General features: G+C 60.1%; 20 protein-coding genes. 15 read left to right on the top strand and 5 right to left on the bottom strand.

Annotation, left to right across the window (positions count from 1 at the left end; translation table 11 throughout):
• Together murU and PspS04_RS24895 are read right to left on the bottom strand one after the other, a co-directional pair.
• Positions 1 to 672 carry an N-acetylmuramate alpha-1-phosphate uridylyltransferase MurU gene (gene murU / locus PspS04_RS24890; protein ID WP_159998213.1) on the bottom strand — a complete coding sequence of 224 codons (672 nt, stop codon included), beginning with the start codon at positions 670 to 672 and terminating at the stop codon, positions 1 to 3.
• On the bottom strand, positions 669 to 1,694 hold the full coding sequence (locus PspS04_RS24895) for an aminoglycoside phosphotransferase family protein (protein WP_159998215.1): 1,026 nt from the start codon (positions 1,692 to 1,694) through the stop codon (positions 669 to 671). Before PspS04_RS24895 ends, murU begins: the two co-directional genes overlap by 4 nt.
• Positions 1,695 to 1,824: 130 nt before the next feature.
• Between PspS04_RS24895 and PspS04_RS24900 the strand changes: the two genes are divergently transcribed.
• From PspS04_RS24900 to PspS04_RS24950, 11 genes are all read left to right on the top strand, one after another.
• The gene (locus PspS04_RS24900) at positions 1,825 to 4,626 is read left to right on the top strand and encodes an LPS-assembly protein LptD (protein ID WP_159998217.1); all 2,802 of its coding nucleotides are present in this window, start codon (positions 1,825 to 1,827) and stop codon (positions 4,624 to 4,626) included.
• Entirely contained in the window at positions 4,607 to 5,923 is a 1,317-nt protein-coding gene (gene surA / locus PspS04_RS24905) for a peptidylprolyl isomerase SurA (protein WP_143501275.1), read from the top strand. Before PspS04_RS24900 ends, surA begins: the two co-directional genes overlap by 20 nt.
• On the top strand, positions 5,920 to 6,909 hold the full coding sequence (pdxA, locus tag PspS04_RS24910) for a 4-hydroxythreonine-4-phosphate dehydrogenase PdxA (RefSeq protein ID WP_159998219.1): 990 nt from the start codon (positions 5,920 to 5,922) through the stop codon (positions 6,907 to 6,909). Before surA ends, pdxA begins: the two co-directional genes overlap by 4 nt.
• Positions 6,906 to 7,718, top strand: a complete 813-nt coding sequence (gene rsmA / locus PspS04_RS24915) for a 16S rRNA (adenine(1518)-N(6)/adenine(1519)-N(6))-dimethyltransferase RsmA (RefSeq protein ID WP_095170572.1) — start codon at positions 6,906 to 6,908, stop codon at positions 7,716 to 7,718. The genes pdxA and rsmA overlap by 4 nt, the downstream gene beginning before the upstream one ends.
• A gap of 208 nt (positions 7,719 to 7,926) precedes the next feature.
• The gene (gene apaG / locus PspS04_RS24920) at positions 7,927 to 8,307 is read left to right on the top strand and encodes a Co2+/Mg2+ efflux protein ApaG (RefSeq protein WP_095170574.1); all 381 of its coding nucleotides are present in this window, start codon (positions 7,927 to 7,929) and stop codon (positions 8,305 to 8,307) included.
• Entirely contained in the window at positions 8,307 to 9,188 is an 882-nt protein-coding gene (locus PspS04_RS24925) for a symmetrical bis(5'-nucleosyl)-tetraphosphatase (protein ID WP_159998221.1), read from the top strand. The genes apaG and PspS04_RS24925 overlap by 1 nt, the downstream gene beginning before the upstream one ends.
• Positions 9,189 to 9,221: 33 nt before the next feature.
• Positions 9,222 to 9,551, top strand: a complete 330-nt coding sequence (gene glpE, locus PspS04_RS24930; RefSeq protein ID WP_159998223.1) for a thiosulfate sulfurtransferase GlpE — start codon at positions 9,222 to 9,224, stop codon at positions 9,549 to 9,551.
• 286 nt (positions 9,552 to 9,837) lie between these two features.
• Positions 9,838 to 11,760, top strand: coding sequence for a PrkA family serine protein kinase (locus tag PspS04_RS24935; RefSeq protein WP_095170580.1), 1,923 nt, complete (start codon positions 9,838 to 9,840; stop codon positions 11,758 to 11,760).
• A gap of 130 nt (positions 11,761 to 11,890) precedes the next feature.
• On the top strand, positions 11,891 to 13,162 hold the full coding sequence (locus tag PspS04_RS24940; RefSeq protein WP_095170582.1) for a YeaH/YhbH family protein: 1,272 nt from the start codon (positions 11,891 to 11,893) through the stop codon (positions 13,160 to 13,162).
• Positions 13,159 to 14,721, top strand: a complete 1,563-nt coding sequence (locus PspS04_RS24945) for a SpoVR family protein (protein ID WP_095170584.1) — start codon at positions 13,159 to 13,161, stop codon at positions 14,719 to 14,721. The genes PspS04_RS24940 and PspS04_RS24945 overlap by 4 nt, the downstream gene beginning before the upstream one ends.
• A gap of 63 nt (positions 14,722 to 14,784) precedes the next feature.
• The gene (locus PspS04_RS24950) at positions 14,785 to 16,014 is read left to right on the top strand and encodes a multifunctional CCA addition/repair protein (RefSeq protein WP_159998225.1); all 1,230 of its coding nucleotides are present in this window, start codon (positions 14,785 to 14,787) and stop codon (positions 16,012 to 16,014) included.
• Between the two features lie 78 nt (positions 16,015 to 16,092).
• Here the strand turns inward: PspS04_RS24950 and folK are convergent, their stop codons facing one another.
• Together folK and folB are read right to left on the bottom strand one after the other, a co-directional pair.
• Positions 16,093 to 16,611 (bottom strand): 2-amino-4-hydroxy-6-hydroxymethyldihydropteridine diphosphokinase, encoded by a 519-nt coding sequence (gene folK / locus PspS04_RS24955; RefSeq protein WP_159998227.1) that lies wholly within the window; start codon positions 16,609 to 16,611, stop codon positions 16,093 to 16,095.
• Positions 16,602 to 16,955, bottom strand: coding sequence for a dihydroneopterin aldolase (gene folB / locus PspS04_RS24960; RefSeq protein WP_095170590.1), 354 nt, complete (start codon positions 16,953 to 16,955; stop codon positions 16,602 to 16,604). The genes folK and folB overlap by 10 nt, the downstream gene beginning before the upstream one ends.
• A gap of 74 nt (positions 16,956 to 17,029) precedes the next feature.
• Between folB and plsY the strand changes: the two genes are divergently transcribed.
• On the top strand, positions 17,030 to 17,599 hold the full coding sequence (gene plsY / locus PspS04_RS24965; RefSeq protein WP_095170592.1) for a glycerol-3-phosphate 1-O-acyltransferase PlsY: 570 nt from the start codon (positions 17,030 to 17,032) through the stop codon (positions 17,597 to 17,599).
• Positions 17,600 to 17,633: 34 nt separating this feature from the next.
• Here plsY and tsaD read toward each other — a convergent pair whose 3' ends face one another.
• The gene (gene tsaD, locus PspS04_RS24970; protein ID WP_159998229.1) at positions 17,634 to 18,659 is read right to left on the bottom strand and encodes a tRNA (adenosine(37)-N6)-threonylcarbamoyltransferase complex transferase subunit TsaD; all 1,026 of its coding nucleotides are present in this window, start codon (positions 18,657 to 18,659) and stop codon (positions 17,634 to 17,636) included.
• 199 nt (positions 18,660 to 18,858) lie between these two features.
• Between tsaD and rpsU the strand changes: the two genes are divergently transcribed.
• The 3 genes from rpsU to rpoD all read left to right on the top strand — a co-directional run bounded on the left by rpsU (position 18,859) and on the right by rpoD (position 23,436).
• The gene (gene rpsU / locus PspS04_RS24975) at positions 18,859 to 19,074 is read left to right on the top strand and encodes a 30S ribosomal protein S21 (protein ID WP_002551877.1); all 216 of its coding nucleotides are present in this window, start codon (positions 18,859 to 18,861) and stop codon (positions 19,072 to 19,074) included.
• 488 nt (positions 19,075 to 19,562) lie between these two features.
• Positions 19,563 to 21,521, top strand: a complete 1,959-nt coding sequence (dnaG, locus tag PspS04_RS24980; RefSeq protein WP_159998231.1) for a DNA primase — start codon at positions 19,563 to 19,565, stop codon at positions 21,519 to 21,521.
• Between the two features lie 67 nt (positions 21,522 to 21,588).
• Complete coding sequence (gene rpoD / locus PspS04_RS24985) at positions 21,589 to 23,436, top strand: RNA polymerase sigma factor RpoD (protein ID WP_095170598.1); 1,848 nt, start codon at positions 21,589 to 21,591, stop codon at positions 23,434 to 23,436.
• Positions 23,437 to 23,537: the final 101 nt, after the last annotated feature.

Below are 23,537 nucleotides of genomic sequence, written 5' to 3' on the forward strand. Positions count from 1 at the left end.
TCAGCGGCTCGCTTGCAGCAAGTGTTCGACTTCGGCCAGACGCTCGTGGGTGCCGACATCCACCCAATGACCTGACAACCGCTCGCCACTCACCTGCCCCTGGGCCATGGCGTTGCGCAATAGCGGCGCCAATTTGAACGCACCGTCGCTGCAACCGGTGAACAGCTTGGGGTCGAGCACGGCGATGCCGCTGTAGGTCAGGGTCGGCGCATCGGCCTGGCCGTCGAAGACCTGTCCTTCAACCAGGGCAAAATCCCCTCCTGGGTGGTGGGCCGGGTTATCGGCCAGCACCAGGTGGGCCAAGCCGGCCAGTGGCCGGCGCAAGACACTGAAGTCGTAATCGGTCCAGATGTCGCCATTGACCACCACAAAGGCGCCCTCGCCCAGCATCTCCAGGGCACGGAAGATCCCGCCCCCGGTTTCCAGTGGCTCGCCTTCCGGCGAGTACTGAATGCTCAGGCCATAACGCGAACCGTCTCCCAGGTAGTCTTCGATCTGCTGCCCCAACCAGGCGTGGTTGATCACCACCTCGGTGAAACCCGCCGCCGCCAGGGCCTTGAGGTGGTACTCGATCAGCGGTACGCCGCCGACCTGCACCAGTGGCTTGGGCGTGGTCAGCGTCAAGGGGCGCATGCGCTCGCCCTTGCCGGCCGCCAGAATCATCGCCTTCATACACAAGCTCCGGGCGCCGGGCGCAGACTGGCCAGCAGCTCAGCCAACTCCGCCAGTTCTGGCCGACGGGCCAATACGGCTTCTATATAAGCAAAGAACCGCGGCACGTCCGTCAGGTAGCGCGGCTTGCCGTCGCGATGGCAGATACGGGCGAAGATCCCGATCACCTTCAGATGCCGCTGCACACCCATCAGGTCGCTGGCTCGCAGGAACTCCTGGAAGTCCGCCTGGACTGCAATCCCGAGTTCACCGGCCTGTTGCCAGTAACGCTCCAGCCAGCCGAGCACGCGGGTCTCGGGCCAACTGAGGAAGGCGTCCTTGAACAGGCAGGTCACGTCGTAGGTCACCGGGCCGTACACCGCGTCCTGGAAATCCAGCACGCCTGGATTCGGCTCGCTGATCATCAGGTTGCGCGGCATATAGTCACGATGCACCAGCACTTTCGGCTGGGCCAGGGCGCTGTCGATCAGCAGGTCGCTGGCACGCTGCCAGAGGGCTTGTTGGTGCGAGTCGAACTCGATCCCCAGTTCGCGCTTCACGTACCACTCGGGGAACAGCTCCAGCTCGCGACGCAACAGGGCCACATCATAACTGGGCAACGGCGCCACCATCGGCAACTGCTGGAAAGCCAGCAACGCCTGCAGGGCGTCATCGAACAAGCGATCGGCGTTTTCGTCGTTGATCACGTCCAGATAGGTCTGGTTACCCAGGTCATTGAGCAAAAGAAATCCGCGCTCGAGGTCCTCTGCGTAGATTTTCGGCACGTTAATCCCGGATTTCGCCAGCAAAAAGGCGATATCCACGAACGGTTTGCAGTTTTCCTGGGGCGGTGGTGCATCCATGACGACAAAACTCCTGCCATCACCTTCCCAGCGGAAGTAACGGCGGAAACTCGCGTCGCTGCTGGCCGCAGTCAACGTGGCCTGGGGCACAGCCCCCCAGCCTTGTGCGGCAAACAGGATGGCCAATTGCTCATCGAGCCAAACTTTCAGGTGTAGCAAGCGTACATCTTGATCAGGCATTGCAAGGGTCTCCGACGGCGCTAGCCGTCAAGCGGGTCATGCTTTATTATCCAGCATCTTTTTCAGACCATCGAGAGGCGTGCGGCCCACACCGCGGGCAGATGGCACGCAGGAAGCCCGGACTAATAAGATGGCATTGAAATCCCCCGCGTTTCGTAAAAAATTTCCGTTGTTGGTTACCGGCAGTCTGCTGGCCCTGCAACCTCTAGCCACTTCCTTCGTGGTCGCCGCGGAACAGTATGACTGCTCAGTCTCTGCTTCGGGTGCCTGGGATTGCGCGCCGAAAACCAACGCGGCTCAACTGCCTCCGCGCCCTGTGCATGATGCCAGTGCGGTCAGCTCGGGCAACGAATCGGCAGCAGACACCAGCGTTGCCGGCGAAAGCGCCGACAAACCGGCGTTGGTTACCGAAGCCAAGGGCCGCGGCCTGAAGTCGCGCAGCGCCGACTACAGTCACCTCGACTGGGTCCCGCGTGAACAGCTTACCGCTGCCCAACTGGCCGAAACCGGTCCGTACTGCTCCGGTGCCTATGTCGAACCGACTCGTCCTGGCATGAATGACAAGACGAGCAAAAGCGACGCGCCGACCTTTATCGGTGCCAAGGCTTCCCGCTACCAGCAGGAACAGCAGATTGCCACCCTCGCCGGTGACGTGGTCATGCGCCAGGGCAGCATGCAGGTCGAGGCCGACGAGGCCAGCCTGTACCAGGCCGAGAACCGTGGCGAGCTCAACGGCAACGTCCGGGTGCGCGACAACGGCGCGCTGATCGTCGGCGACCACGCCGACGTGCAACTGGACACTGGCGAAGCCAAGGTCGACAACGCCGAATACGTGTTGCACAAGTCCCGTGTGCGCGGTAACGCGCTGTACGCCAAGCGTGCAGAAAACGCGATCATCCGCCTCAAGGACGGTACCTACACCACCTGTGAGCCGAACAGCAACGCCTGGCAGCTCAAGGGCAACAACATCACGCTGAACCCGGCGACCGGCTTCGGTACCGCGACCAACGTGACGCTGCGGGTCAAGGACATTCCAGTCCTGTACACGCCGTACATCTATTTCCCGATCGATGACCGCCGCCAGTCCGGCTTCCTGCCGCCGACCATCGGCAGCGGCAGCGATACCGGGATGCTGTTGGTCACGCCGTACTACTTCAACCTGGCACCGAACTACGATGCCACGTTGTACCCGCGCTACATGAGCAAGCGCGGCATGATGGTGGAAGGCGAGTTCCGTTACCTGACCGAATCCAGCGAAGGCCAGTTCGGTGGGGCGTACCTGGACGACCAGGAAGACGAGCGCAAGCTGCAGTCCGACTACGAAAAAACCCGCTACATGTACAACTGGCAGCACAAAGGCGGCCTCGATTCGCGGGTCTTCACCGAAGTCGACTACACCAAGATCAGCGATCCCTACTACTTCCAGGATCTGCAGACCGACCAGTTGGGCGTTAAAAGCGTTTCCGATTTCGTCAATCAGCAAGGTGCTGTCAGCTACCGTGGCGACACCTTCACTGCACGTCTGAACGCGCAGGCCTATGAGTTGGCGTCGGTATCGAACATCACACCGTACGACCGCATGCCACAGATCACCTTCAACGGTTTTCTGCCACAACAACCGGGCGGGCTGAACTTTGCCTACCAGACCGAGCTCGTACGCTTTGACCGCGATCTGCAAACAGGGACCTTCTTCGATGAAAACGGCAACCCTGACGACCGCCTCGACACTAACGTCCAGGGTCTGGCGCGAGCTACCGGCAACCGGATGAACCTGGCGCCAAGCGTCAGTCTCCCGCTCGACTGGACCTATGGCTTCGTGAAGCCATCGCTCAAGTACCAATACACTCAGTACGATCTGGACCTGGACGGCACCGGCAAGAGCCAGATTGCTGCACAGGACGCGGAAGGCGATCGCCTCAACGGCACTTATGACCGCAATCAAAACCGCGCCGTGCCGATTGCCAGCATCGACAGCGGCCTGTACTTCGACCGCAATACCCAATGGTTCGGCAAGAACTACCGCCAGACCCTGGAACCGCGCCTGTACTATCTCTATGTTCCCGAGAAAGACCAGTCCGACATTCCAGTGTTCGACACCAGCGAATCCGTGTTCAGCTACTCCTCGCTGTTCCGCGACAACCGTTTCACCGGCTCCGACCGTGTCGGCGACGAAAACAAACTGTCGCTGGGTGTAACCAACCGCTGGATCGAAGAAAACGGCTTCGAGCGTCAACGCATCAGCGTCGGCCAGGCCTTGTACTTCAAGGACCGCGAAGTCCAGTTGCCGGGTATCGATGCCAAGACCCGCGAGGATGCCCACTCCAACGTGTCGCCGTATGCCCTGGAATACGAATACCGCTGGAACCGCGATTGGCGCACCACGGCCGACTACAACTGGGACCCGGACAGCCACAGCCCTCGCTCGGGCAGCGCGATGTTCCACTACCAGCCTGAAGACAACCCGAACAAGGTTATCAACGCCGGTTATCGCTATCGCAACGACCAGGTCCGCTACGACCAGAACACTGGTAAATGGACTGTGGGCGGCGGCGACTACGGCACCCCGGGCCAGCCTGGCTACGTCAAGGATTACTACAAGATCCAACAGCACGACTTCTCGGTCATCTGGCCTGTCGTGCCGCAATGGAATGCCATCAGCCGCTGGCAGTACGACTACAACCGCAACCGTACGCTGGAAGCCTTCGGTGGTTTCGAATACGACAACTGCTGCTGGAAACTGCGCCTGATCAACCGTTACTGGGTGTCCTATGACGAATTCAGTCAGGAAGCCCCGCAAAACGAAAAAGGCGACCACGGCATCTTCCTCCAAATCGTTCTGAAAGGTCTCGGTGGCGTAGTTGGCACCAAAGTAGAGAGCTTCCTCGACAAAGGCATCCAAGGTTATCGTGAACGTGAAGACCAAGCTTTCTGATTGTCTGCGCCCGCTGATGCTGGGCGCGCTGTTCCTGAGTACCGCGGCCAGCGCCGCGGTACAGTCCATCGACAAAGTGGTGGCCATCGTCGACAACGACGTGGTCATGCAGAGCCAACTGGACCAGCGGGTTCACGAAGTCCAGCAAACCATCGCCAAGCGTGGCTCGGCCGTTCCACCGGCCGGCGTGCTGGAGCAACAGGTGCTTGAGCGCCTGATCGTCGAAAACCTGCAACTGCAGATCGGCGAGCGTTCCGGCATCCGCATCACCGATGAAGAGCTGAACCAGGCGATCGGCACCATTGCCCAGCGCAACAACATGACTGTGGATCAATTCCGCGCCGCCCTGTCCCGCGATGGCCTGTCTTATGAAGACGCTCGTGAGCAAGTGCGCCGTGAAATGATCATCAGCCGTGTGCGTCAGCGTCGGGTCGCCGAGCGCATCCAGGTCACCGAGCAGGAAGTGAAGAATTTCCTCGCCTCTGACCTGGGCAAGATGCAGCTGTCGGAAGAACTGCACCTGGCCAACATCCTGATTCCGACCCCGGAAAGCGCCAACTCCGAAGCGATTCAGGCTGCGTACCGCCAGGCGATGGAGGTTTACCAGCAACTCAAGCAGGGCGCCGACTTCACCCAACTGGCGATTGCCAAATCCGGCAGCGACAACGCCCTGGAAGGCGGCGACATGGGCTGGCGCAAGGCCGCTCAACTGCCACCGCCGTTCGACCGTGAACTGAGTGCCATGTCCGTCGGTGACATCACCCAACCAGCACGTACCCCTGGCGGTTTCATCATCCTCAAGCTGCTGGAAAAACGCGGCGGTGGTAATCAGACCCGTGACGAAGTCCACGTTCGTCACATCCTGATCAAGCCGAGCGAAATCCGCAGCGAAGAAGAAACCAAGCGCCTGGCGCAGAAACTCTACGAGCGCATCGAAGCGGGTGAAGACTTCGCCGAACTGGCAAAGACCTACTCCGAAGACCCAGGTTCTGCCCTCAACGGCGGCGACCTGAACTGGATCGATCCGAACGCACTGGTACCGGAATTCCGTACCGTGATGAACAACACCCCGCAAGGTCAGTTGTCCAAACCGTTCAAGAGCCCGTATGGCTGGCACGTCCTGGAAGTCCTTGGCCGTCGCGCCACCGACAGCACCAGCCAGGCGCGCGATCAACAAGCGATGACTGTGTTGCGTAACCGCAAGTACGACGAAGAGCTGCAAACCTGGTTGCGTCAGATCCGTGACGAAGCCTACGTTGAAATCAAGCTCCCTGGCGTCGACCAGGCACCGAAGTGAAACCCAGACGTTTCGCTCTGACACCCGGCGAACCAGCCGGCATAGGTCCCGACCTGTGCCTGCTGCTCGCCTCGCACGCCCAGCCACACCCCCTGATAGCCATCACCAGCCGCGACCTGCTCCTCGAGCGGGCCGCGCAGCTGGGCGTGGTCGTTGATCTGCTGAGCGTCAGCCCCGGGCACTGGCCGGACGTTCCCGCGCCCGCCAACAGCCTGTACGTCTGGGATACACCACTCAACGCCCCGGTCGTTGCAGGTCAACTGGACCCGGCCAATGCCGCCTTTGTCCTGCAAACCCTGACCCGCGCGGGCCAAGGCTGCCTGGATGGCGACTTTGCCGGAATGATCACCGCCCCGGTGCACAAAGGCGTGATCAACGAATCCGGAATTGCCTTTTCCGGGCATACCGAATTCCTGGCCGACCTGACCCATACCAGCCAAGTGGTGATGATGCTTGCCACCCGTGGCTTGCGCGTCGCCCTGGTGACCACTCACCTGCCGTTGCGCGAGATTGCCGACGCAATTACCCCGCAGCGCCTGGAGCGGGTCACGCGGATCCTGCACGCCGACCTGCAACACAAATTCGGCATCGCCCAGCCACGCATCCTCGTCTGTGGACTCAACCCCCACGCTGGCGAAGGCGGCCACCTGGGCCATGAAGAAATCGATATCATCGAACCCACCCTTGAGCGTCTGCGCGGCGAAGGCATGGACCTGCGTGGTCCCCTGCCCGCCGACACTCTGTTTACCCCCAAATATCTGGAGCACTGCGACGCAGTGCTGGCGATGTACCACGACCAGGGCCTGCCGGTGTTGAAGTACAAAGGCTTCGGCGCGGCAGTCAACGTAACCCTGGGCTTGCCGATCATCCGCACTTCAGTCGACCACGGCACCGCCCTGGACTTGGCTGGCAGCGGAAAAATCGACACCGGCAGCCTGCAAGTTGCCCTGGAAACCGCCTACCAGATGGCCGAGACCCGTTTATGACCGAGCATTACCAACACCGGGCGCGCAAGCGCTTCGGCCAGAACTTCCTGCACGACGCCGGCGTAATCGACCGTATCCTGCGCTCCATCCACGCCAAGGCCGACGACCGCCTGCTGGAAATCGGCCCGGGCCAGGGTGCCCTGACCGAAGGCCTGCTCAACAGCGGCGCGCAGCTTGATGTCGTGGAGCTGGACAAGGACCTGATCCCGATCCTCAACCAGCAGTTCGCCGGCAAGAGCAACTTCAACCTGCACCAGGGCGATGCACTGAAGTTCGATTTCAACAGCCTGAATGCCGCGCCCAACAGCCTGCGCGTGGTCGGCAACCTGCCGTACAACATCTCCACGCCGTTGATTTTCCACCTGCTGAACAACGCCGGGATCATTCGCGACATGCACTTCATGCTGCAAAAGGAAGTGGTCGAGCGCCTGGCGGCGGGTCCTGGTGGTGGCGATTGGGGCCGTCTGTCGATCATGGTCCAGTACCACTGCCGGGTCGAACACCTGTTCAATGTCGGCCCTGGCGCGTTCAACCCGCCACCCAAAGTCGACTCGGCTATCGTGCGCCTGGTGCCCCACGCGGTACTGCCGCACCCGGCCAAGGACCACCGCCTGCTGGAGCGGGTCGTTCGCGAAGCCTTCAACCAGCGTCGCAAGACCCTGCGCAACACCCTCAAGGCCTTGCTCAGCAACGCTGAAATCGAAGCCGCCGGCGTCGATGGCAGCCTGCGCCCGGAACAGCTCGACCTGGCAGCCTTCGTGCGCCTGGCCGATCAGCTGGCAATCCAGCCCGCGCCGGCCGCTGAATAACTCAGAACCCCTGTAGGAGCCAGCTTGCTGGCGATGGCGTCGGCAAAGTCGACAGATCCACTCGCTGGCAACCCAGCTCCTACAAGGCAGACCACATCGTTCTCCTGTCCTCGGCCACAGCATCTCTGGCCTACTGCCTGCCAGTTGGCCTAGACTGATCACCTCTCGCGTTAGGTAATCTGCGCTTTTGCTTTTAAGGCCTTCTTGCATGTCCGATCCTCGTTATCAGGTCGACGTCAGCGTCGTCACTCGCTTTCTGGCAGAACAGTCGCAACCCGAGCAGAACCGTTTCGCCTTCGCCTACACCATCACCGTGCACAACAACGGCTCGCTACCCGCCAAGTTGCTCTCGCGGCACTGGGTGATTACCGATGGTGACGGCCATGTCGAAGAGGTTCGTGGTGCGGGCGTGGTTGGCCTGCAACCGTTGATCGCCGCCGGCCAGAGCCACACCTACAGCAGCGGCACCGTAATGACCACCCGCGTCGGCAACATGCAGGGCAGTTACCAGATGCTCGCCGAAGACGGTACACACTTCGACGCCATCATCGCGCCCTTCCGCCTGGCGGTGCCCGGAGCCCTGCACTGATGGCGACGTATGCCGTCGGCGATCTGCAGGGCTGCCTCGAGCCGCTGCAGTGCCTGCTCAAGCAGGTCGCCTTCGATCCGCAGAGCGACCGTCTGTGGCTGGTGGGCGACCTGGTCAACCGTGGCCCGCAGTCGCTGGAAACCTTGCGCTTCCTCTATAGCATCCGCCAGTCGCTGGTCTGTGTGCTGGGTAATCATGACCTGCACCTGCTGGCCGCCGGGAACAAGATCGAGCGCCTGAAGAAAGCCGACACCCTGCGCGAAATTCTCGAAGCGCCCGACGCCAAGGAACTGCTTGAGTGGCTGCGCCAGCAAAAGCTCCTGCACTACGACGAAATCCGCGACATGGTGCTGGTGCATGCCGGCATCCCGCCGCAGTGGTCCTTGCGCAAGGCCCTCAAGTGCGCCGCCGAAGTCGAGGCCGCCCTGCGCGATGACAACCTGTTCGCACCCTACCTGGACGGCATGTATGGCAACGAGCCAGCCAAGTGGGACAGCGACCTCAAAGGCGTGACCCGCCTGCGGGTGATCACCAACTACTTCACCCGCATGCGCTTTTGCACCAGCGAGGGCAAGCTTGACCTCAAGGGCAAGGAAGGCGCCGACACCGCGCCACCCGGCTACGCGCCCTGGTTCAAGCACAAGGATCGCAAGACTCGCGGCCTGAAGATCATTTTTGGCCACTGGGCCGCACTCGAAGGCCGGTGCGACGAGCCCGGCGTCATCGCCCTCGACACTGGCTGTGTCTGGGGCGGCGCCATGACCCTGCTGAACATCGACACCGGCGTACGCCTGAGTTGCCAGTGCGACGAGCACGGCCATGTTGCGTCGCCTGTCGCCCCACCTACCCCCGAACCATTGTCGGCCAGCGTCAAGCGCTAGGCTGCGCTGTCAGTCTGGCCACAGGAGCCCGCCATGAGCGAATTCAAACGTATCCCCCCCGAACAAGCCCAAGCCCTGCGCGAACAAGGCGCCGTGCTGGTCGACATCCGCGACCCCGCGACCTACGCAGCGCTGCACATCAGCGGCTCCACGCATCTGGACAACCACTCCATCTCGGACTTCATCCGCGCCGCCGACCTCGACGCGCCAACGGTAGTGGTCTGCTACCACGGCAACTCCAGCCAGGGCGCTGCCGCCTACCTGGTCAGCCAGGGGTTTTCCGACGTCTACAGCATGGACGGTGGCTTCGAGCTGTGGCGTACGACGTATCCTTCGGAAACCGCGAAAAGTAGCGGCGAATAATTTTTTTCAGCGCTCCAGCCCACGTCCCGCGTGGGCTGACGAACGGTCGTACACAACAAATTGCGCATTGCTCCTTTACCTCGCGGATTACCAACTATCCTTAGCCTCAGGCCATCCAAAACAGGGGAGAGCCGGTACACCGGCGAGCGGGTCATCGGGAGTAGCTTTCAGGGTTGATAGCTTTGAAGGTGTTCTGGGGGGGTAAAAAGCAGCTGAAATTGCGGCTGCTGACCAGCATCGACTGAATGATCCGGCGTCGGCTCCACGTATCGAGCGAGGTGACGTCATGAGTATCTTTAGCCACTTCCAACAACGCTTCGAGTCAACACGCCAGGAAGAACTCTCGCTGCAGGAGTACCTGGAACTCTGCAAACAGGACCGTAGCGCCTACGTTTCCGCCGCCGAGCGTCTGCTGCTGGCAATCGGTGAACCCGAATTGCTGGACACTTCGACCAACTCGAGGCTGTCGCGCATTTTTTCCAACAAGGTGATCCGACGCTATCCGGCCTTCGAGGACTTCCACGGGATGGAAGAATGCATCGACCAGATCGTCTCCTACTTCCGCCACGCCGCACAGGGCCTGGAAGAGAAGAAACAGATCCTCTACCTGCTCGGCCCCGTCGGCGGCGGCAAGTCGTCCCTGGCCGAAAAGCTCAAACAACTGATCGAGAAAGTGCCCTTCTATGCCATCAAGGGCTCTCCAGTATTCGAGTCACCACTGGGGCTGTTCAACGCCACCGAAGACGGCGCGATCCTGGAAGAAGACTTTGGCATTCCCCGGCGCTACCTGAACACCATCATGTCGCCTTGGGCGACCAAACGGCTGGCCGAATTCGGCGGCGACATCAGCCAGTTCCGCGTGGTCAAGCTCTACCCTTCGATCCTCAACCAGATCGCGGTCGCCAAGACCGAGCCGGGCGATGAGAACAACCAGGACATCTCGGCACTGGTGGGCAAGGTCGATATCCGCAAGCTCGAAGAATTCCCGCAAAACGACGCCGACGCCTACAGCTACTCGGGCGCCCTGTGCCGGGCCAACCAAGGCCTGATGGAATTCGTCGAGATGTTCAAGGCGCCGATCAAGGTCTTGCACCCACTGCTGACCGCCACCCAGGAAGGCAACTACAACAGTACCGAAGGCCTGGGCGCGATTCCGTTCACCGGGATCCTGCTGGCGCACTCCAACGAATCGGAGTGGCACACCTTCCGCAACAACAAGAACAACGAAGCCTTCATCGACCGGATCTACATCGTCAAGGTGCCTTACTGCCTGCGGGTCAGCGATGAAGTGAAGATCTACGACAAGTTGCTGTTCAACAGCTCCCTGGCCAAGGCTCACTGCGCCCCCGACACCCTGAAGATGCTTGCCCAGTTCACCGTGCTCTCGCGCCTCAAGGAGCCGGAAAACTCGAACATCTACTCGAAAATGCGGGTCTACGACGGTGAAAACCTCAAGGATACCGATCCGAAGGCCAAATCGATCCAGGAATACCGCGACACCGCCGGTGTCGACGAAGGCATGAACGGTCTTTCGACCCGGTTCGCCTTCAAGATCCTGTCGAAAGTCTTCAACTTCGACCCGCACGAAATCGCCGCCAACCCGGTGCACCTGCTTTACGTGCTGGAACAGCAGATCGAGCAGGAGCAGTTCCAGGCAGAAACCCGTGAACGGTACCTGCGCTTCCTCAAGGAATACCTGGCACCGCGCTACATCGAGTTCATCGGCAAGGAAATCCAGACCGCGTACCTGGAGTCCTACAGCGAGTACGGGCAAAACATCTTCGACCGCTACGTGCTGTACGCGGACTTCTGGATTCAGGATCAGGAATACCGCGACCCGGAAACCGGCGAGATCCTCAACCGCGTAGCCCTGAACGAAGAACTGGAGAAAATCGAAAAACCGGCGGGCATCAGCAATCCGAAGGATTTCCGCAACGAAATCGTCAACTTCGTCCTGCGTGCCCGGGCCAACAACAACGGCAAGAACCCGACCTGGCTCAGCTACGAGAAACTGCGGGTGGTCATCGAGAAAAAAATGTTCTCGAACACCGAGGACCTGCTGCCGGTCATCAGCTTCAACGCCAAGGCCAGCAAAGAGGACCAACAAAAGCACAACGACTTCGTCACACGGATGGTCGAGCGCGGCTATACCGACAAACAGGTACGACTGCTCTCCGAGTGGTACCTGCGGGTCAGAAAATCACAGTAAGGCAGCGGCAAGCGGCAAGCTACAAGCCTCAAGCACACCGAACGGGCGCTTGAGGCTGTTGGTGGCTTGCGTTTGCTTTGAAAGCTTCGAGCTTGAAGCTTGTAACTTGTAGCTGCCCGGAGGGCTCCCTATGAGCTATGTGATCGACCGACGTCTCAATGGCAAGAACAAGAGCACGGTAAACCGTCAGCGGTTTCTGCGGCGTTACCGTGATCACATCAAAAAGGCCGTCGAAGAGGCGGTCAGTCGGCGTTCCATCACCGATATGGAACACGGCGAACAGATCAGCATTCCCGGTCGCGATATCGACGAACCGGTGCTTCATCACGGTCGTGGTGGCAAACAGACCGTGGTGCATCCGGGCAACAAGGAATTCACCAGCGGTGAGCATATTGCCCGTCCGCCCGGAGGAGGTGGCGGTAAAGGCCCGGGCAAGGCCGGCAACTCCGGCGAAGGCATGGATGAGTTCGTCTTCCAGATTACCCAGGAAGAATTCCTCGAATTCATGTTCGAAGACCTGGAACTGCCCAACCTGGTCAAGCGCAACCTGACCGGTACCGACACCTTCAAGACCGTGCGAGCCGGCATCAGCAACGAAGGCAACCCATCGCGGATCAACATCATCCGCACCCTGCGCTCAGCCCATGCCAGGCGTATCGCCCTGTCCGGCAGCAGCCGCGCCAAACTGCGCGACGCCAAGGACGAACTGGCACGACTGAAACTGGAAGAACCAGACAACTTCGGCGATATCCAGGAAATCGAAGCAGAAATCGAGCGTCTTAGCGCACGTATTCACCGCGTACCGTTCCTGGACACCTTCGACCTCAAGTACAACCTGCTGATCAAGCAACCCAACCCCAGCTCCAAGGCGGTGATGTTTTGCCTGATGGACGTTTCCGGCTCCATGACCCAGGCGACCAAGGACATCGCCAAGCGCTTCTTCATCCTGTTGTACCTGTTCCTCAAGCGTAACTACGACAAGATCGACGTAGTCTTCATCCGCCACCACACCAGTGCCCGGGAAGTGGACGAAGAGGAGTTTTTCTACTCCCGCGAAACCGGCGGCACCATCGTCTCCAGCGCCTTGAAACTGATGCAGGAGATCATGGCCGAGCGTTATCCAAGCAACGACTGGAACATCTACGCCGCCCAAGCCTCCGACGGCGACAACTGGAACGATGACTCGCCGATCTGCCGCGACATCCTGATCAACCAGATCATGCCGTTCGTGCAGTACTACACTTATGTGGAGATTACCCCGCGCGAACACCAGGCCCTGTGGTACGAATACGAGCGTATTGCCGAAGCCTTTTCCGACAATTTTGCCCAGCAGCAACTGGTTTCGGCCGGGGATATCTATCCGGTCTTCCGTGAACTCTTCCAGCGCAGGTTAGTGACATGACCGCCAAAGAGCAGAAGCGCCAACCCATCTCCACCGGCTCCGAATGGACATTCGAGCTGATCCAGGCCTACGACCGCGAAATCAGCCGTATTGCGGCCCGTTATGCGCTGGATACCTATCCCAACCAGATCGAGGTGATCACCGCCGAGCAAATGATGGATGCCTACGCCTCCGTGGGCATGCCCCTTGGCTACCACCACTGGTCCTATGGCAAACACTTCCTCAGCACCGAAAAATCCTACAGCCGTGGCCAGATGGGGCTGGCCTACGAAATCGTGATCAACTCGGACCCCTGCATCGCCTACCTGATGGAAGAAAACACCATCTGCATGCAGGCATTGGTGGTGGCCCATGCCTGCTACGGCCACAACAGCTTTTTCAAGGGCAACTACCTGTTCCGCACCTGGACCGATGCCAGCTCGATCATCGATTACCTGGTGTTTGCCAAGCAGTACATCATGCAATGCGAGGAGCGCCATGGCATCGACGCCGTCGAGGACCTGCTGGACTCCTGCCACGCCTTGATGAACTACGGCGTCGACCGCTACAAACGCCCATACCCGATCTCGGCGGAGGAAGAACGGCGCCGCCAGAAAGACCGTGAAGAACACCTGCAAAAGCAGATCAACGACCTGTGGCGCACCATTCCCAAGGGTGCCGACAAGTACAACGAGAAAGACAACGCGCGTTTTCCCGCCGAACCCCAGGAGAACATCCTGTATTTCATCGAGAAACACGCGCCGCTGCTGGAGCCCTGGCAGCGGGAAATCGTGCGCATCGTGCGCAAGATCGCCCAGTACTTCTACCCGCAACGCCAGACCCAGGTGATGAACGAAGGTTGGGCGACGTTCTGGCACTACACCTTGATGAACGACCTGTATGACGAAGGCCTGGTCACCGACGGTTTCATGATGGAGTTCCTCACCTCGCACACCAGCGTGGTCTACCAGCCGGGGTTCGACAGCCCGTACTACAGCGGGATCAACCCCTACACCCTGGGTTTTGCCATGTACCGCGATATCCGGCGCATGTGCGAAGAGCCCACCGAGGAAGATTACCGCTGGTTCCCGGACGTCGCCGGGACCGACTGGCTGTCGAGCATCAAGTTCGCCATGAGCAGCTTCAAGGACGAGAGTTTCATCCTGCAGTACCTGTCGCCCAAGGTGATCCGTGACCTGAAGCTGTTCAGCATCCTCGATGACGACCAGAAGGACGACCTGCTGGTGCCCGCCATCCATGACGAGGACGGTTACCGGACTATCCGGGAAACCCTGGCGGCCCAGTACAACCTGGGCAATCGTGAACCCAACGTGCAGATCTACAGCATCGACCGCCGTGGCGACCGCTCGCTGACCCTGCGCCATCAACAACACGATCGCAAACCCCTGGGAGAGTCGACCGAGGAAGTACTCAAGCACCTGCACCGTTTGTGGGGCTTCGATATTCACCTGGAAACCCTGCAAGGCGACCAGGTCATGAAAACCCATCACGTCCCGCCCAGATCGGAGCACAGCGAGGGCGACTACGGCCGGCTCGACCTGGCCGTCATTCATCTTTGAAACCAACCTGGCCTCCGTTGGCTCGATGCAAGGGTTATCCTGTCGAGCTAACGGAGGTTTTTTATGCAGATTTATAAAGTCGGCGGCGCAGTGCGAGATCGCCTGCTCGGCAAACCTGTTACCGATATCGACTGGGTCGTGGTCGGTGCCAGCACCGAAGAGATGCTCGCCAAGGGCTTTCGCCCGGTCGGTGCTGACTTCCCGGTGTTCCTGCACCCCAGGACGGGGGAGGAATATGCCCTTGCCCGCACCGAACGCAAGAGCGGGCGCGGGTATGGCGGGTTCACCTTTCACGCCAGCCCCGAAGTGACCCTGGAAGAAGACCTGATTCGCCGGGATCTGACGATCAACGCCATGGCCGAAGACGATCACGGCCAATTGACCGACCCCTACCAGGGTCAACGCGACCTCCAGGCCCGCGTACTGCGCCACGTTTCCCCCGCGTTCGCCGAAGATCCCCTACGGGTCCTGCGGGTTGCCCGCTTCGCCGCCCGGTATGCCGCGCTCGGTTTCACCGTAGCCCCAGAGACCCTGGAGCTGATGCGCCAACTCAGTGAATCCGGCGAATTGCAGGCACTGACTGCCGAGCGCAGCTGGAAGGAAATCTCCCGCGCCCTGATGGAAGAGCAGCCCCAGGTGTTCATTCAGGTGCTACGCGACTGTGGCGCACTGAAGGTTTTGTTGCCGGAGATTGAAGCGCTGTTCGGCGTGCCCCAACCCGAAGTCCATCACCCGGAAATCGACAGCGGCGTGCATACCTTGAGCGTCCTGCACCAGGCCGCCCTACACAAACAGCCGCTGACCGTGCGCTGGGCCTGCTTGCTGCACGATCTGGGGAAAGGCCTGACCCCACAAGACGAGTGGCCCCGGCACATTGCCCATGAACACAAGGGCCTGAAGTTGATCAAGGCGGTCAATAACCGCTTCAAGGCTCCGCGCGACTGCCAGGAACTGGCATTGCTGGTGGGCGAGTACCACACCCACGGCCACCGCGCACTGGAGCTAAAGCCCTCGACCTTACTCGAACTGCTGCAAAGCTTTGACGTTTATCGGCGTCCGCAGCGCTTCGAAGAATTCATCGTCGCCTGCGAGATGGACGCTCGTGGGCGCAAGGGCCTGGAGCAAAGAAGTTATCCACAAGCGGATTACTTGCGTGGCGCAGCGACCGCCGCTCGCAACGTGGCGGTTCAGCCGTTGCTGGAACAGGGATTCAAGGGCCCGGAACTGGGCGAAGCGCTCAAACGCGAACGGCTCAAGGCACTGAAAGCCTACAAAGAGGCGGCATCTGCCTGAAAAGCATCGTGGGCAAGCGGAGCAGCGCCCGGCCCGCTCCCACATGGACGGTGTTCATCCTGGATGTGGGAGCTGGGGTCAGAGCAGATTCAAAGGCGTCAGCGGCTCTCCACGCCACTCGAATGCCACCGGCGCCAACACCTGATCAATCTGCGCCTCAGCCCACAGCGTCGCGAAGCTTTTTCCCGCGCCCGGATGCACCCGGTCCGGGGCAATCAGCGACAACGGCCACAACACAAAGGCATTTTTCAGAATTTCGGCACGCGGAAGAGTCAAACCGTCAAAGTTGCCCACCAGATCGCCGTACAACAACACGTCGATATCCAGCGGCAAACCCTTGCGATCCGGCGCGTAACGGCCGTTATCGGCCTCGATGAACTTCAAGCGGCGATCCAGTTCGATCAACGGCAGGTCGGTAAACGCCGACACCACAAAGTTGAAAAACGGCCCGCTCTTGATTCCCACCGGCTGGCTTTCGAATACCGCCGAGCAGCGCATATCCACCAAAAACCCACTCAGCGCTTCCAGCCCCGCCAACAAATGGGTTTCACGCTCGACATTACTGCCCAGCCCAAGAAATACCTGAGTTAGCGACATCCGCGCTCGATCTCCACGCCCACGCCAGTAGCCGCCGGAACTGCCCCTGGCTTGGTCAGTTTGAGACGCATCCAGGTGATCTTGAATTCGCTCATCAACACTTCGGCCAGGCGCTCGGCAAAAGTCTCCACCAACTGGAACTGGGCTTGCTCGGCAAACGCCTGGATACGCGTCGAAACACTGGCGTAATCGAGCGCCAGGGTCAGGTCATCGCCGGCTGCTGCCGGACGATTGTCCCAGGCAAAGCTCAGATCAAGACGCAGGCACTGACGGATGCCGCGCTCCCAGTCGTAGGCACCGATTACCGTGTCGACTTCCAGGCCCTCGATAAACACTCTGTCCAAGCACTTTTCTCCGCAGCACGACAAGGGCGCAATGCGCCGTTAGAATCAGGGCGTCCTCGCCCGGAATAGTTAGCATGTTTTGGTCACTGGCGATTTTCGCCTACCTGCTTGGCTCGCTGTCCTTCGCCATTTTGCTCAGCCGCCTGACCGGTAACCCCGATCCGCGAATGAGTGGCTCGGGTAATGCCGGCGCCACCAACATGTTACGCCTGGCGGGAAAAAAACTCGCGGTCCTGACGTTGCTGGGCGACCTGTGCAAAGGCCTGCTGCCGGTTCTGCTGGCGGCCATCGCCGGGCTGTCGATCCAACAACAGGCCTGGGTCGGTATCTGCGCCGTCATCGGCCACCTGTTCCCGCTGTACTTTCGCTTTCGCGGCGGCAAAGGCGTGGCGACCGCCGCCGGCATGCTGCTGGGGCTCTACCCGCCTGCTGCACTCCTGGCCATTGGCGGCTGGCTGCTGACCTTCTACCTGACCCGCACCAGCTCGCTGGCGGCGTTGATCGCCACACCCCTGACCTTGCCATTGCTGGCCTGGCAGGAGCCGGCAGCGCTACTGCCCATGAGCGTCCTGACGATCCTGATCGTCTGGCGCCATCGCGGCAATCTACGCGACCTGTTTGCCGGGCGCGAACGGCATTTTTAACCCCGCCCCCCGAGCCACCTTCACCAGACCCGGTTTACAGCGCCGACAACTGCTCCATTGGCCAACGTGCCTGCACGCTGATCGCCAGGCTTTCATGCTGCCCAGCCTGCAGACGCTGGCAGCCGGCAAAAGCGATCATCGCGCCGTTATCGGTGCAGAACTCCGGGCGGGCGTAGTAAACGTCGCCCTTCATGTCACCGAGCATTTTCTCCAGGGAAACCCGCAAAGCCTTGTTCGCGCTCACGCCGCCAGCGATCACCAGACGCTTGAGACCCGCCTGTTTCAAGGCGCGCTTGCACTTGACGGTCAAAGTCTCCACCACCGCCTGCTGGAAGGCCAGTGCGATGTCGCTACGAGTCTGCTCGCTGTCGTCTCCAGCGCTGACGCACTGCTGCCAGGTGTTCAGCGCAAAGGTTTTCAGGCCACTGAAGCTGAACGCCAGGCCCGGTCGGTCGCACATCGGCCGCGGGAAGGTGAATCGTCCCAGGACACCGTGCTCTGCCAGACGAGCGATTTCCGGACCGCCGGGGTAATTGAGTCCCATCATCTTCGCCGTCTTGTCGAATGCTTCACCCGCGGCATCGTCGAGGGTCTCGCCCAACAGCTCGTATTGACCGATTGCATCGACCCGCACCAGCTGCGTATGCCCACCGGAGACCAACAAAGCGACGAACGGAAATTCGGGCGGTTGCGGCTCGAGCATCGGCGCCAGCAAATGCCCTTCCATGTGGTGCACGCCGAGGGCCGGAATACCCCAGGCAAACGCCAGCGCCTGGGCGCAGGAAGCCCCCACCAGCAAGGCGCCCACCAGGCCGGGACCCGCGGTGTAGGCGATCGCGTCGATCTCGGTCGGCACGCAGTCCGCCTCAGCCAAGACCTGACGGATCAAGGGCAGCATGCGTTTGACGTGATCCCGTGAAGCCAGCTCTGGCACCACGCCACCATAGGCACGGTGCAGGTCGATCTGACTGAACAGTGCGTCGGCCAGCAGACCTTTTTCACTGTCGTAAAGTGCGACGCCGGTTTCGTCGCAGGAGGTTTCTAATCCCAGTACTAGCATGGGTTTGCGCCTTGTTTAGGCTAAATTCGAAGGCGCGCATAATAGTCCCCATGGGATGCCCCGACCAGCGGTTTTCGATCAGAGGCTTTGCATTCCGAGCGATGAGGGGTTAACATCCGCAACCCTTAAAAACCGACGTCTTCAAGTGCTCTTTTGCCGCGAGGATGTTGACCCCGGTAATGAATGAAGGTAGCTCTGGATGCCAGCCGTCAAAGTAAAAGAGAACGAACCCTTCGACGTAGCTCTGCGTCGTTTCAAGCGCTCCTGCGAAAAAGCCGGTGTACTGGCTGAAGTTCGTAGCCGCGAATTTTACGAGAAGCCAACTTCTGAGCGTAAGCGCAAAGCAGCAGCCGCTGTTAAGCGTCACGCCAAGAAAGTTCAGCGCGAACAGCGCCGCGCCGTTCGTCTGTACTAATACACAGACGATCGTAGCAAGCTTCTGCCAAGCCCGGCCCTCAGCCGGGCTTATGGCATTTGCGGATATCGCTTGATGCTTCACTGTCAAAGCCGCAGACGCGACCGCGACAAACTGCTTTACACGTCAGACCTGGCTCTTTTGCCAGCAGTGCACGTCTCTTCTGACGAGCCTTCCAAGGCTACTGACGAGCACACCCTACTGATTCCTCTCAACGACGATCAGCCCAAGGCGCCTTCTTGCGTGCCTGCTTTTGAGCTATCCGAGGCCTGTCACCGGGCACTGCGGGACTCAGCGCAATACTTTCGAACAGTCGAACCCTGATTGGGACTAACCTCAGTGGATTTTCGGCGGATACACTCCCCTACCGCGAATACGCAGACGATACCTGGTCGAGCCGCACACCTGCCGCGCCTCAAAATCATGACCGGTATCCACTCGCCTCTCGCGTGGGCCAGATACTCACATGCAGTGATGACGAGAACGCCATGGCCGGGCTGATTCCCCAGAGCTTTATTGACGACCTTCTGAACCGCACCGACATCGTCGATGTGGTCAGCTCGCGGCTGCAAATGAAAAAAGCCGGCAAGAACTACACCGCCTGCTGCCCGTTCCACAAAGAAAAGACCCCCTCCTTCAGCGTCAGCCCGGACAAACAGTTCTATTACTGCTTTGGCTGCGGCGCCGGAGGCAATGCCCTCGGCTTCCTCATGGACCACGACAACCTGGACTTCCCCCAGGCCGTCGAGGACTTGGCCAAAGCCGCCGGCATGGAAATTCCCCGCGAAGAAAGTGGCCGCCCGCACAAACCCCGGCAACCCACCGACTCGCCGCTGTACCCGCTCCTGAGCGCCGCTGCCGACTTTTACCGCCAGGCCCTGAAAAGCCATCCGGCGCGCAAAGCCGCAATCGACTACCTGAAGGGCCGCGGCCTGACCGGTGAGATCGCCCGGGATTTCGGCCTGGGTTTTGCGCCTCCTGGCTGGGACAACCTGTTCAAGCACTTGAGCAGCGACACCCTGCAACAGAAAGCCATGATCGATGCCGGCCTGCTGATCGAGAACGCCGAAAGCGGCAAGCGCTACGACCGCTTTCGCGATCGCGTGATGTTCCCGATCCGCGACAGCCGTGGACGCATCATCGCCTTTGGCGGCCGGGTCCTGGGCGACGACAAGCCGAAATACCTGAACTCACCGGAAACCCCGGTCTTTCATAAAGGCCAGGAACTCTACGGCCTGTATGAAGCGCGCAAGAACAACCGCAACCTCGACGAGATCATCGTCGTCGAGGGCTACATGGACGTCATCGCCCTGGCCCAGCAAGGCCTGCGCAATGCCGTCGCCACCCTCGGCACCGCCACCAGCGAAGAACACCTCAAGCGCCTGTTTCGGGTGGTGCCCAGCGTATTGTTCTGCTTCGATGGCGACCAGGCCGGGCGCAATGCCGCCTGGCGCGCCCTGGAGTCGACGCTGTCGAGCCTGCAGGACGGACGACGCGCACGCTTTCTGTTCCTGCCGGAAGGCGAAGACCCGGACACCCTGGTCCGCTCCGAAGGCACCGACGCCTTTCGTGCCCGCATCAACCAGCACGCACAACCCCTGGCCGACTATTTCTTCCAGCAGTTGATCGAAGAGTCCGATCCGCGCTCGCTTGAGGGCAAGGCCCACATGGCCACCCTCGCCGCGCCGCTGATCGACAAGGTGCCCGGGGCAAATCTGCGCACCCTGATGCGCCAGCGCCTGAGCGAAATCACCGGCCTCAACAGCGAAGCGGTCAGCCAACTGGTGCAAAGCGCACCACAAGAAGCGCCGCCAGCCTACGATCCAGGCATCGATTACGACGCCATGCCGGATTATTCCGACTACCATCAACCGCAGGAAGCCTACGCGCCCCAGCAGGAATGGACGCCGAAAAAGTCTGGCGGCGGCAAGAAATGGGAAGACAAACCCTGGGACAAAAAAGGCAAGCGAGGCGGCGATCGCGATCAGCCACGTGCCCCGCGCGTCCCGGCCGCCGTCGAACCACCAACACTGGCCGCTTTACGCACGCTACTGCACCACCCGCAACTGGCGGAAAAAGTCGAGGACGCCGGGCACTTCGCGGCCGAGGACCACTCCAACACGCAATTGCTGGTGGCACTGCTCGAAGCGGTACAGAAGAATCCCAAGCTAAACTCATTTCAGTTGATTGCGCGCTGGCACGGGACCGAACAAGGTCGCCTGCTCAAGGCATTGGCCGAAAAGGAATGGTTGATTGATGGCGACAACCTTGAACAACAGTTTTTCGACACCATAACTAGCTTGTCAGCCCGCCAACGCGAGCGAAACCTGGAACAACTGCTCAGGAAAGCACGTCAAAGTGAGCTGAGTAGCGATGAGAAAAACCAACTGCGCGACCTTCTAAGTCGCAATGTTTCCGCATCAAGCCCGACCTCAACTGGCGCGTGAGGTCATAGCTCAGGTATAATCCTCGGCTTGTTTTTTGCCCGCCAAGACCTTCAGTGGATAGGGTGTTATGTCCGGAAAAGCGCAACAGCAGTCTCGTATCAAAGAGTTGATCACACTCGGTCGTGAGCAGGGCTACCTGACTTACGCGGAGGTCAACGACCACCTGCCGGAGGATATTTCAGATCCGGAACAGGTGGAAGACATCATCCGCATGATCAACGACATGGGGATCAACGTATTCGAGGTTGCGCCAGATAAGGATTCCCTTATGCTGGCCGACGCCGATACCGACGAAGCCGCGGCCGAAGAGGCAGCAGCAGCGTTGGCAGCGGTTGAGACCGACATTGGTCGCACTACCGACCCAGTGCGCATGTACATGCGTGAAATGGGTACCGTAGAGCTCCTCACTCGTGAAGGCGAAATTGAAATCGCCAAGCGTATTGAAGAGGGCATCCGTGAAGTGATGGGCGCGATTGCGCACTTCCCTGGCACGGTTGATCACATTCTCTCCGAATACACTCGCGTCACCACCGAAGGTGGTCGCCTGTCTGACGTCCTGAGCGGTTATATCGACCCGGACGACGGCATTGCGCCGCCTGCTGCAGAAGTGCCGCCGCCTGTCGACCCGAAAGCAGCGCCTGCTGCCGACGATGCCGAAGAAGACGACGCTGAAGCCAGTGACGACGAAGAAGAAGCCGAAAGCGGTCCGGATCCGGTCATCGCAGCCCAGCGTTTTGGCGCTGTCGCCGACCAGATGGAAATTACCCGCAAGGCCCTGAAAAAGCACGGACGTGACCACAAGCAAGCAATTGCCGAAATGGTCGCGTTGGCCGAACTGTTCATGCCGATCAAGCTGGTGCCCAAGCAATTCGAAGGCCTGGTCGAGCGTGTGCGCAGTGCCCTGGATCGTCTGCGTCAGCAAGAGCGCGCGATCATGCAACTCTGTGTACGTGATGCACGTATGCCGCGTGCCGACTTCCTGCGCCAGTTCCCGGGCAACGAAGTAGACGAAAGCTGGACCGAAGCACTGGCCAAAGGCAAAAGCAAATACGCTGAAGCCATCGGTCGCCTGCAACCGGACATCATTCGTTGCCAGCAGAAGCTGACCGCACTGCAAACCGAAACCGGTTTGACGATCGCCGAGATCAAGGACATCAACCGTCGCATGTCGATCGGTGAGGCCAAGGCCCGCCGCGCGAAGAAAGAGATGGTCGAAGCGAACTTGCGTCTGGTGATCTCCATCGCCAAGAAGTACACCAACCGTGGCCTGCAATTCCTTGACTTGATCCAGGAAGGCAACATCGGCTTGATGAAAGCGGTGGACAAGTTCGAATACCGTCGTGGCTACAAATTCTCGACTTATGCCACCTGGTGGATCCGTCAGGCGATCACTCGCTCGATCGCCGACCAGGCCCGCACCATCCGTATTCCGGTGCACATGATCGAGACGATCAACAAGCTCAACCGTATTTCCCGGCAGATGCTGCAGGAAATGGGTCGCGAACCGACCCCGGAAGAGCTGGGCGAACGCATGGAAATGCCTGAGGACAAGATCCGCAAGGTATTGAAGATCGCTAAAGAGCCGATCTCCATGGAAACCCCGATCGGTGATGACGAAGACTCCCACCTGGGTGACTTCATCGAAGACTCGACCATGCAGTCGCCAATCGATGTCGCTACCGTTGAGAGCCTTAAAGAAGCGACTCGCGAAGTACTCTCCGGCCTCACTGCCCGTGAAGCCAAGGTCCTGCGCATGCGTTTCGGCATCGACATGAATACCGACCACACCCTCGAGGAAGTTGGTAAGCAGTTCGACGTTACCCGTGAACGGATTCGTCAGATCGAAGCCAAGGCGCTGCGCAAGCTGCGCCACCCGACGAGAAGCGAGCATCTGCGCTCCTTCCTCGACGAGTGATCACAAAACCCCCGGCCCTGCCGGGGGTTTTGCTTTATGCAGATTAAATCCTCGCGACATCGCTCCCGCCGCCCAGCCCGTCTACACTCGAAACATTCCCC

It is taken from the genome of Pseudomonas sp. S04 (genome assembly GCF_009834545.1).
In the GTDB taxonomy this organism is placed as follows: domain Bacteria; phylum Pseudomonadota; class Gammaproteobacteria; order Pseudomonadales; family Pseudomonadaceae; genus Aquipseudomonas.

Bases quoted from the DNA above. Each gene is read 5' to 3' on its own strand.
- rsmA (WP_095170572.1), top strand. From the start codon at position 6,906: ATGACCGAGCATTACCAACACCGGGCGCGCAAGCGCTTCGGCCAGAAC.
- dnaG (WP_159998231.1), top strand. From the start codon at position 19,563: ATGGCCGGGCTGATTCCCCAGAGCTTTATTGACGACCTTCTGAACCGC.
- glpE (WP_159998223.1), top strand. From the start codon at position 9,222: ATGAGCGAATTCAAACGTATCCCCCCCGAACAAGCCCAAGCCCTGCGC.
- PspS04_RS24940 (WP_095170582.1), top strand. From the start codon at position 11,891: ATGAGCTATGTGATCGACCGACGTCTCAATGGCAAGAACAAGAGCACG.
- murU (WP_159998213.1), bottom strand. From the start codon at position 672: ATGAAGGCGATGATTCTGGCGGCCGGCAAGGGCGAGCGCATGCGCCCC.
- rpoD (WP_095170598.1), top strand. From the start codon at position 21,589: ATGTCCGGAAAAGCGCAACAGCAGTCTCGTATCAAAGAGTTGATCACA.
- PspS04_RS24900 (WP_159998217.1), top strand. From the start codon at position 1,825: ATGGCATTGAAATCCCCCGCGTTTCGTAAAAAATTTCCGTTGTTGGTT.
- tsaD (WP_159998229.1), bottom strand. From the start codon at position 18,659: ATGCTAGTACTGGGATTAGAAACCTCCTGCGACGAAACCGGCGTCGCA.
- PspS04_RS24925 (WP_159998221.1), top strand. From the start codon at position 8,307: ATGGCGACGTATGCCGTCGGCGATCTGCAGGGCTGCCTCGAGCCGCTG.
- apaG (WP_095170574.1), top strand. From the start codon at position 7,927: ATGTCCGATCCTCGTTATCAGGTCGACGTCAGCGTCGTCACTCGCTTT.
- PspS04_RS24895 (WP_159998215.1), bottom strand. From the start codon at position 1,694: ATGCCTGATCAAGATGTACGCTTGCTACACCTGAAAGTTTGGCTCGAT.
- PspS04_RS24935 (WP_095170580.1), top strand. From the start codon at position 9,838: ATGAGTATCTTTAGCCACTTCCAACAACGCTTCGAGTCAACACGCCAG.
- PspS04_RS24950 (WP_159998225.1), top strand. From the start codon at position 14,785: ATGCAGATTTATAAAGTCGGCGGCGCAGTGCGAGATCGCCTGCTCGGC.
- rpsU (WP_002551877.1), top strand. From the start codon at position 18,859: ATGCCAGCCGTCAAAGTAAAAGAGAACGAACCCTTCGACGTAGCTCTG.
- folK (WP_159998227.1), bottom strand. From the start codon at position 16,611: ATGTCGCTAACTCAGGTATTTCTTGGGCTGGGCAGTAATGTCGAGCGT.
- plsY (WP_095170592.1), top strand. From the start codon at position 17,030: ATGTTTTGGTCACTGGCGATTTTCGCCTACCTGCTTGGCTCGCTGTCC.
- PspS04_RS24945 (WP_095170584.1), top strand. From the start codon at position 13,159: ATGACCGCCAAAGAGCAGAAGCGCCAACCCATCTCCACCGGCTCCGAA.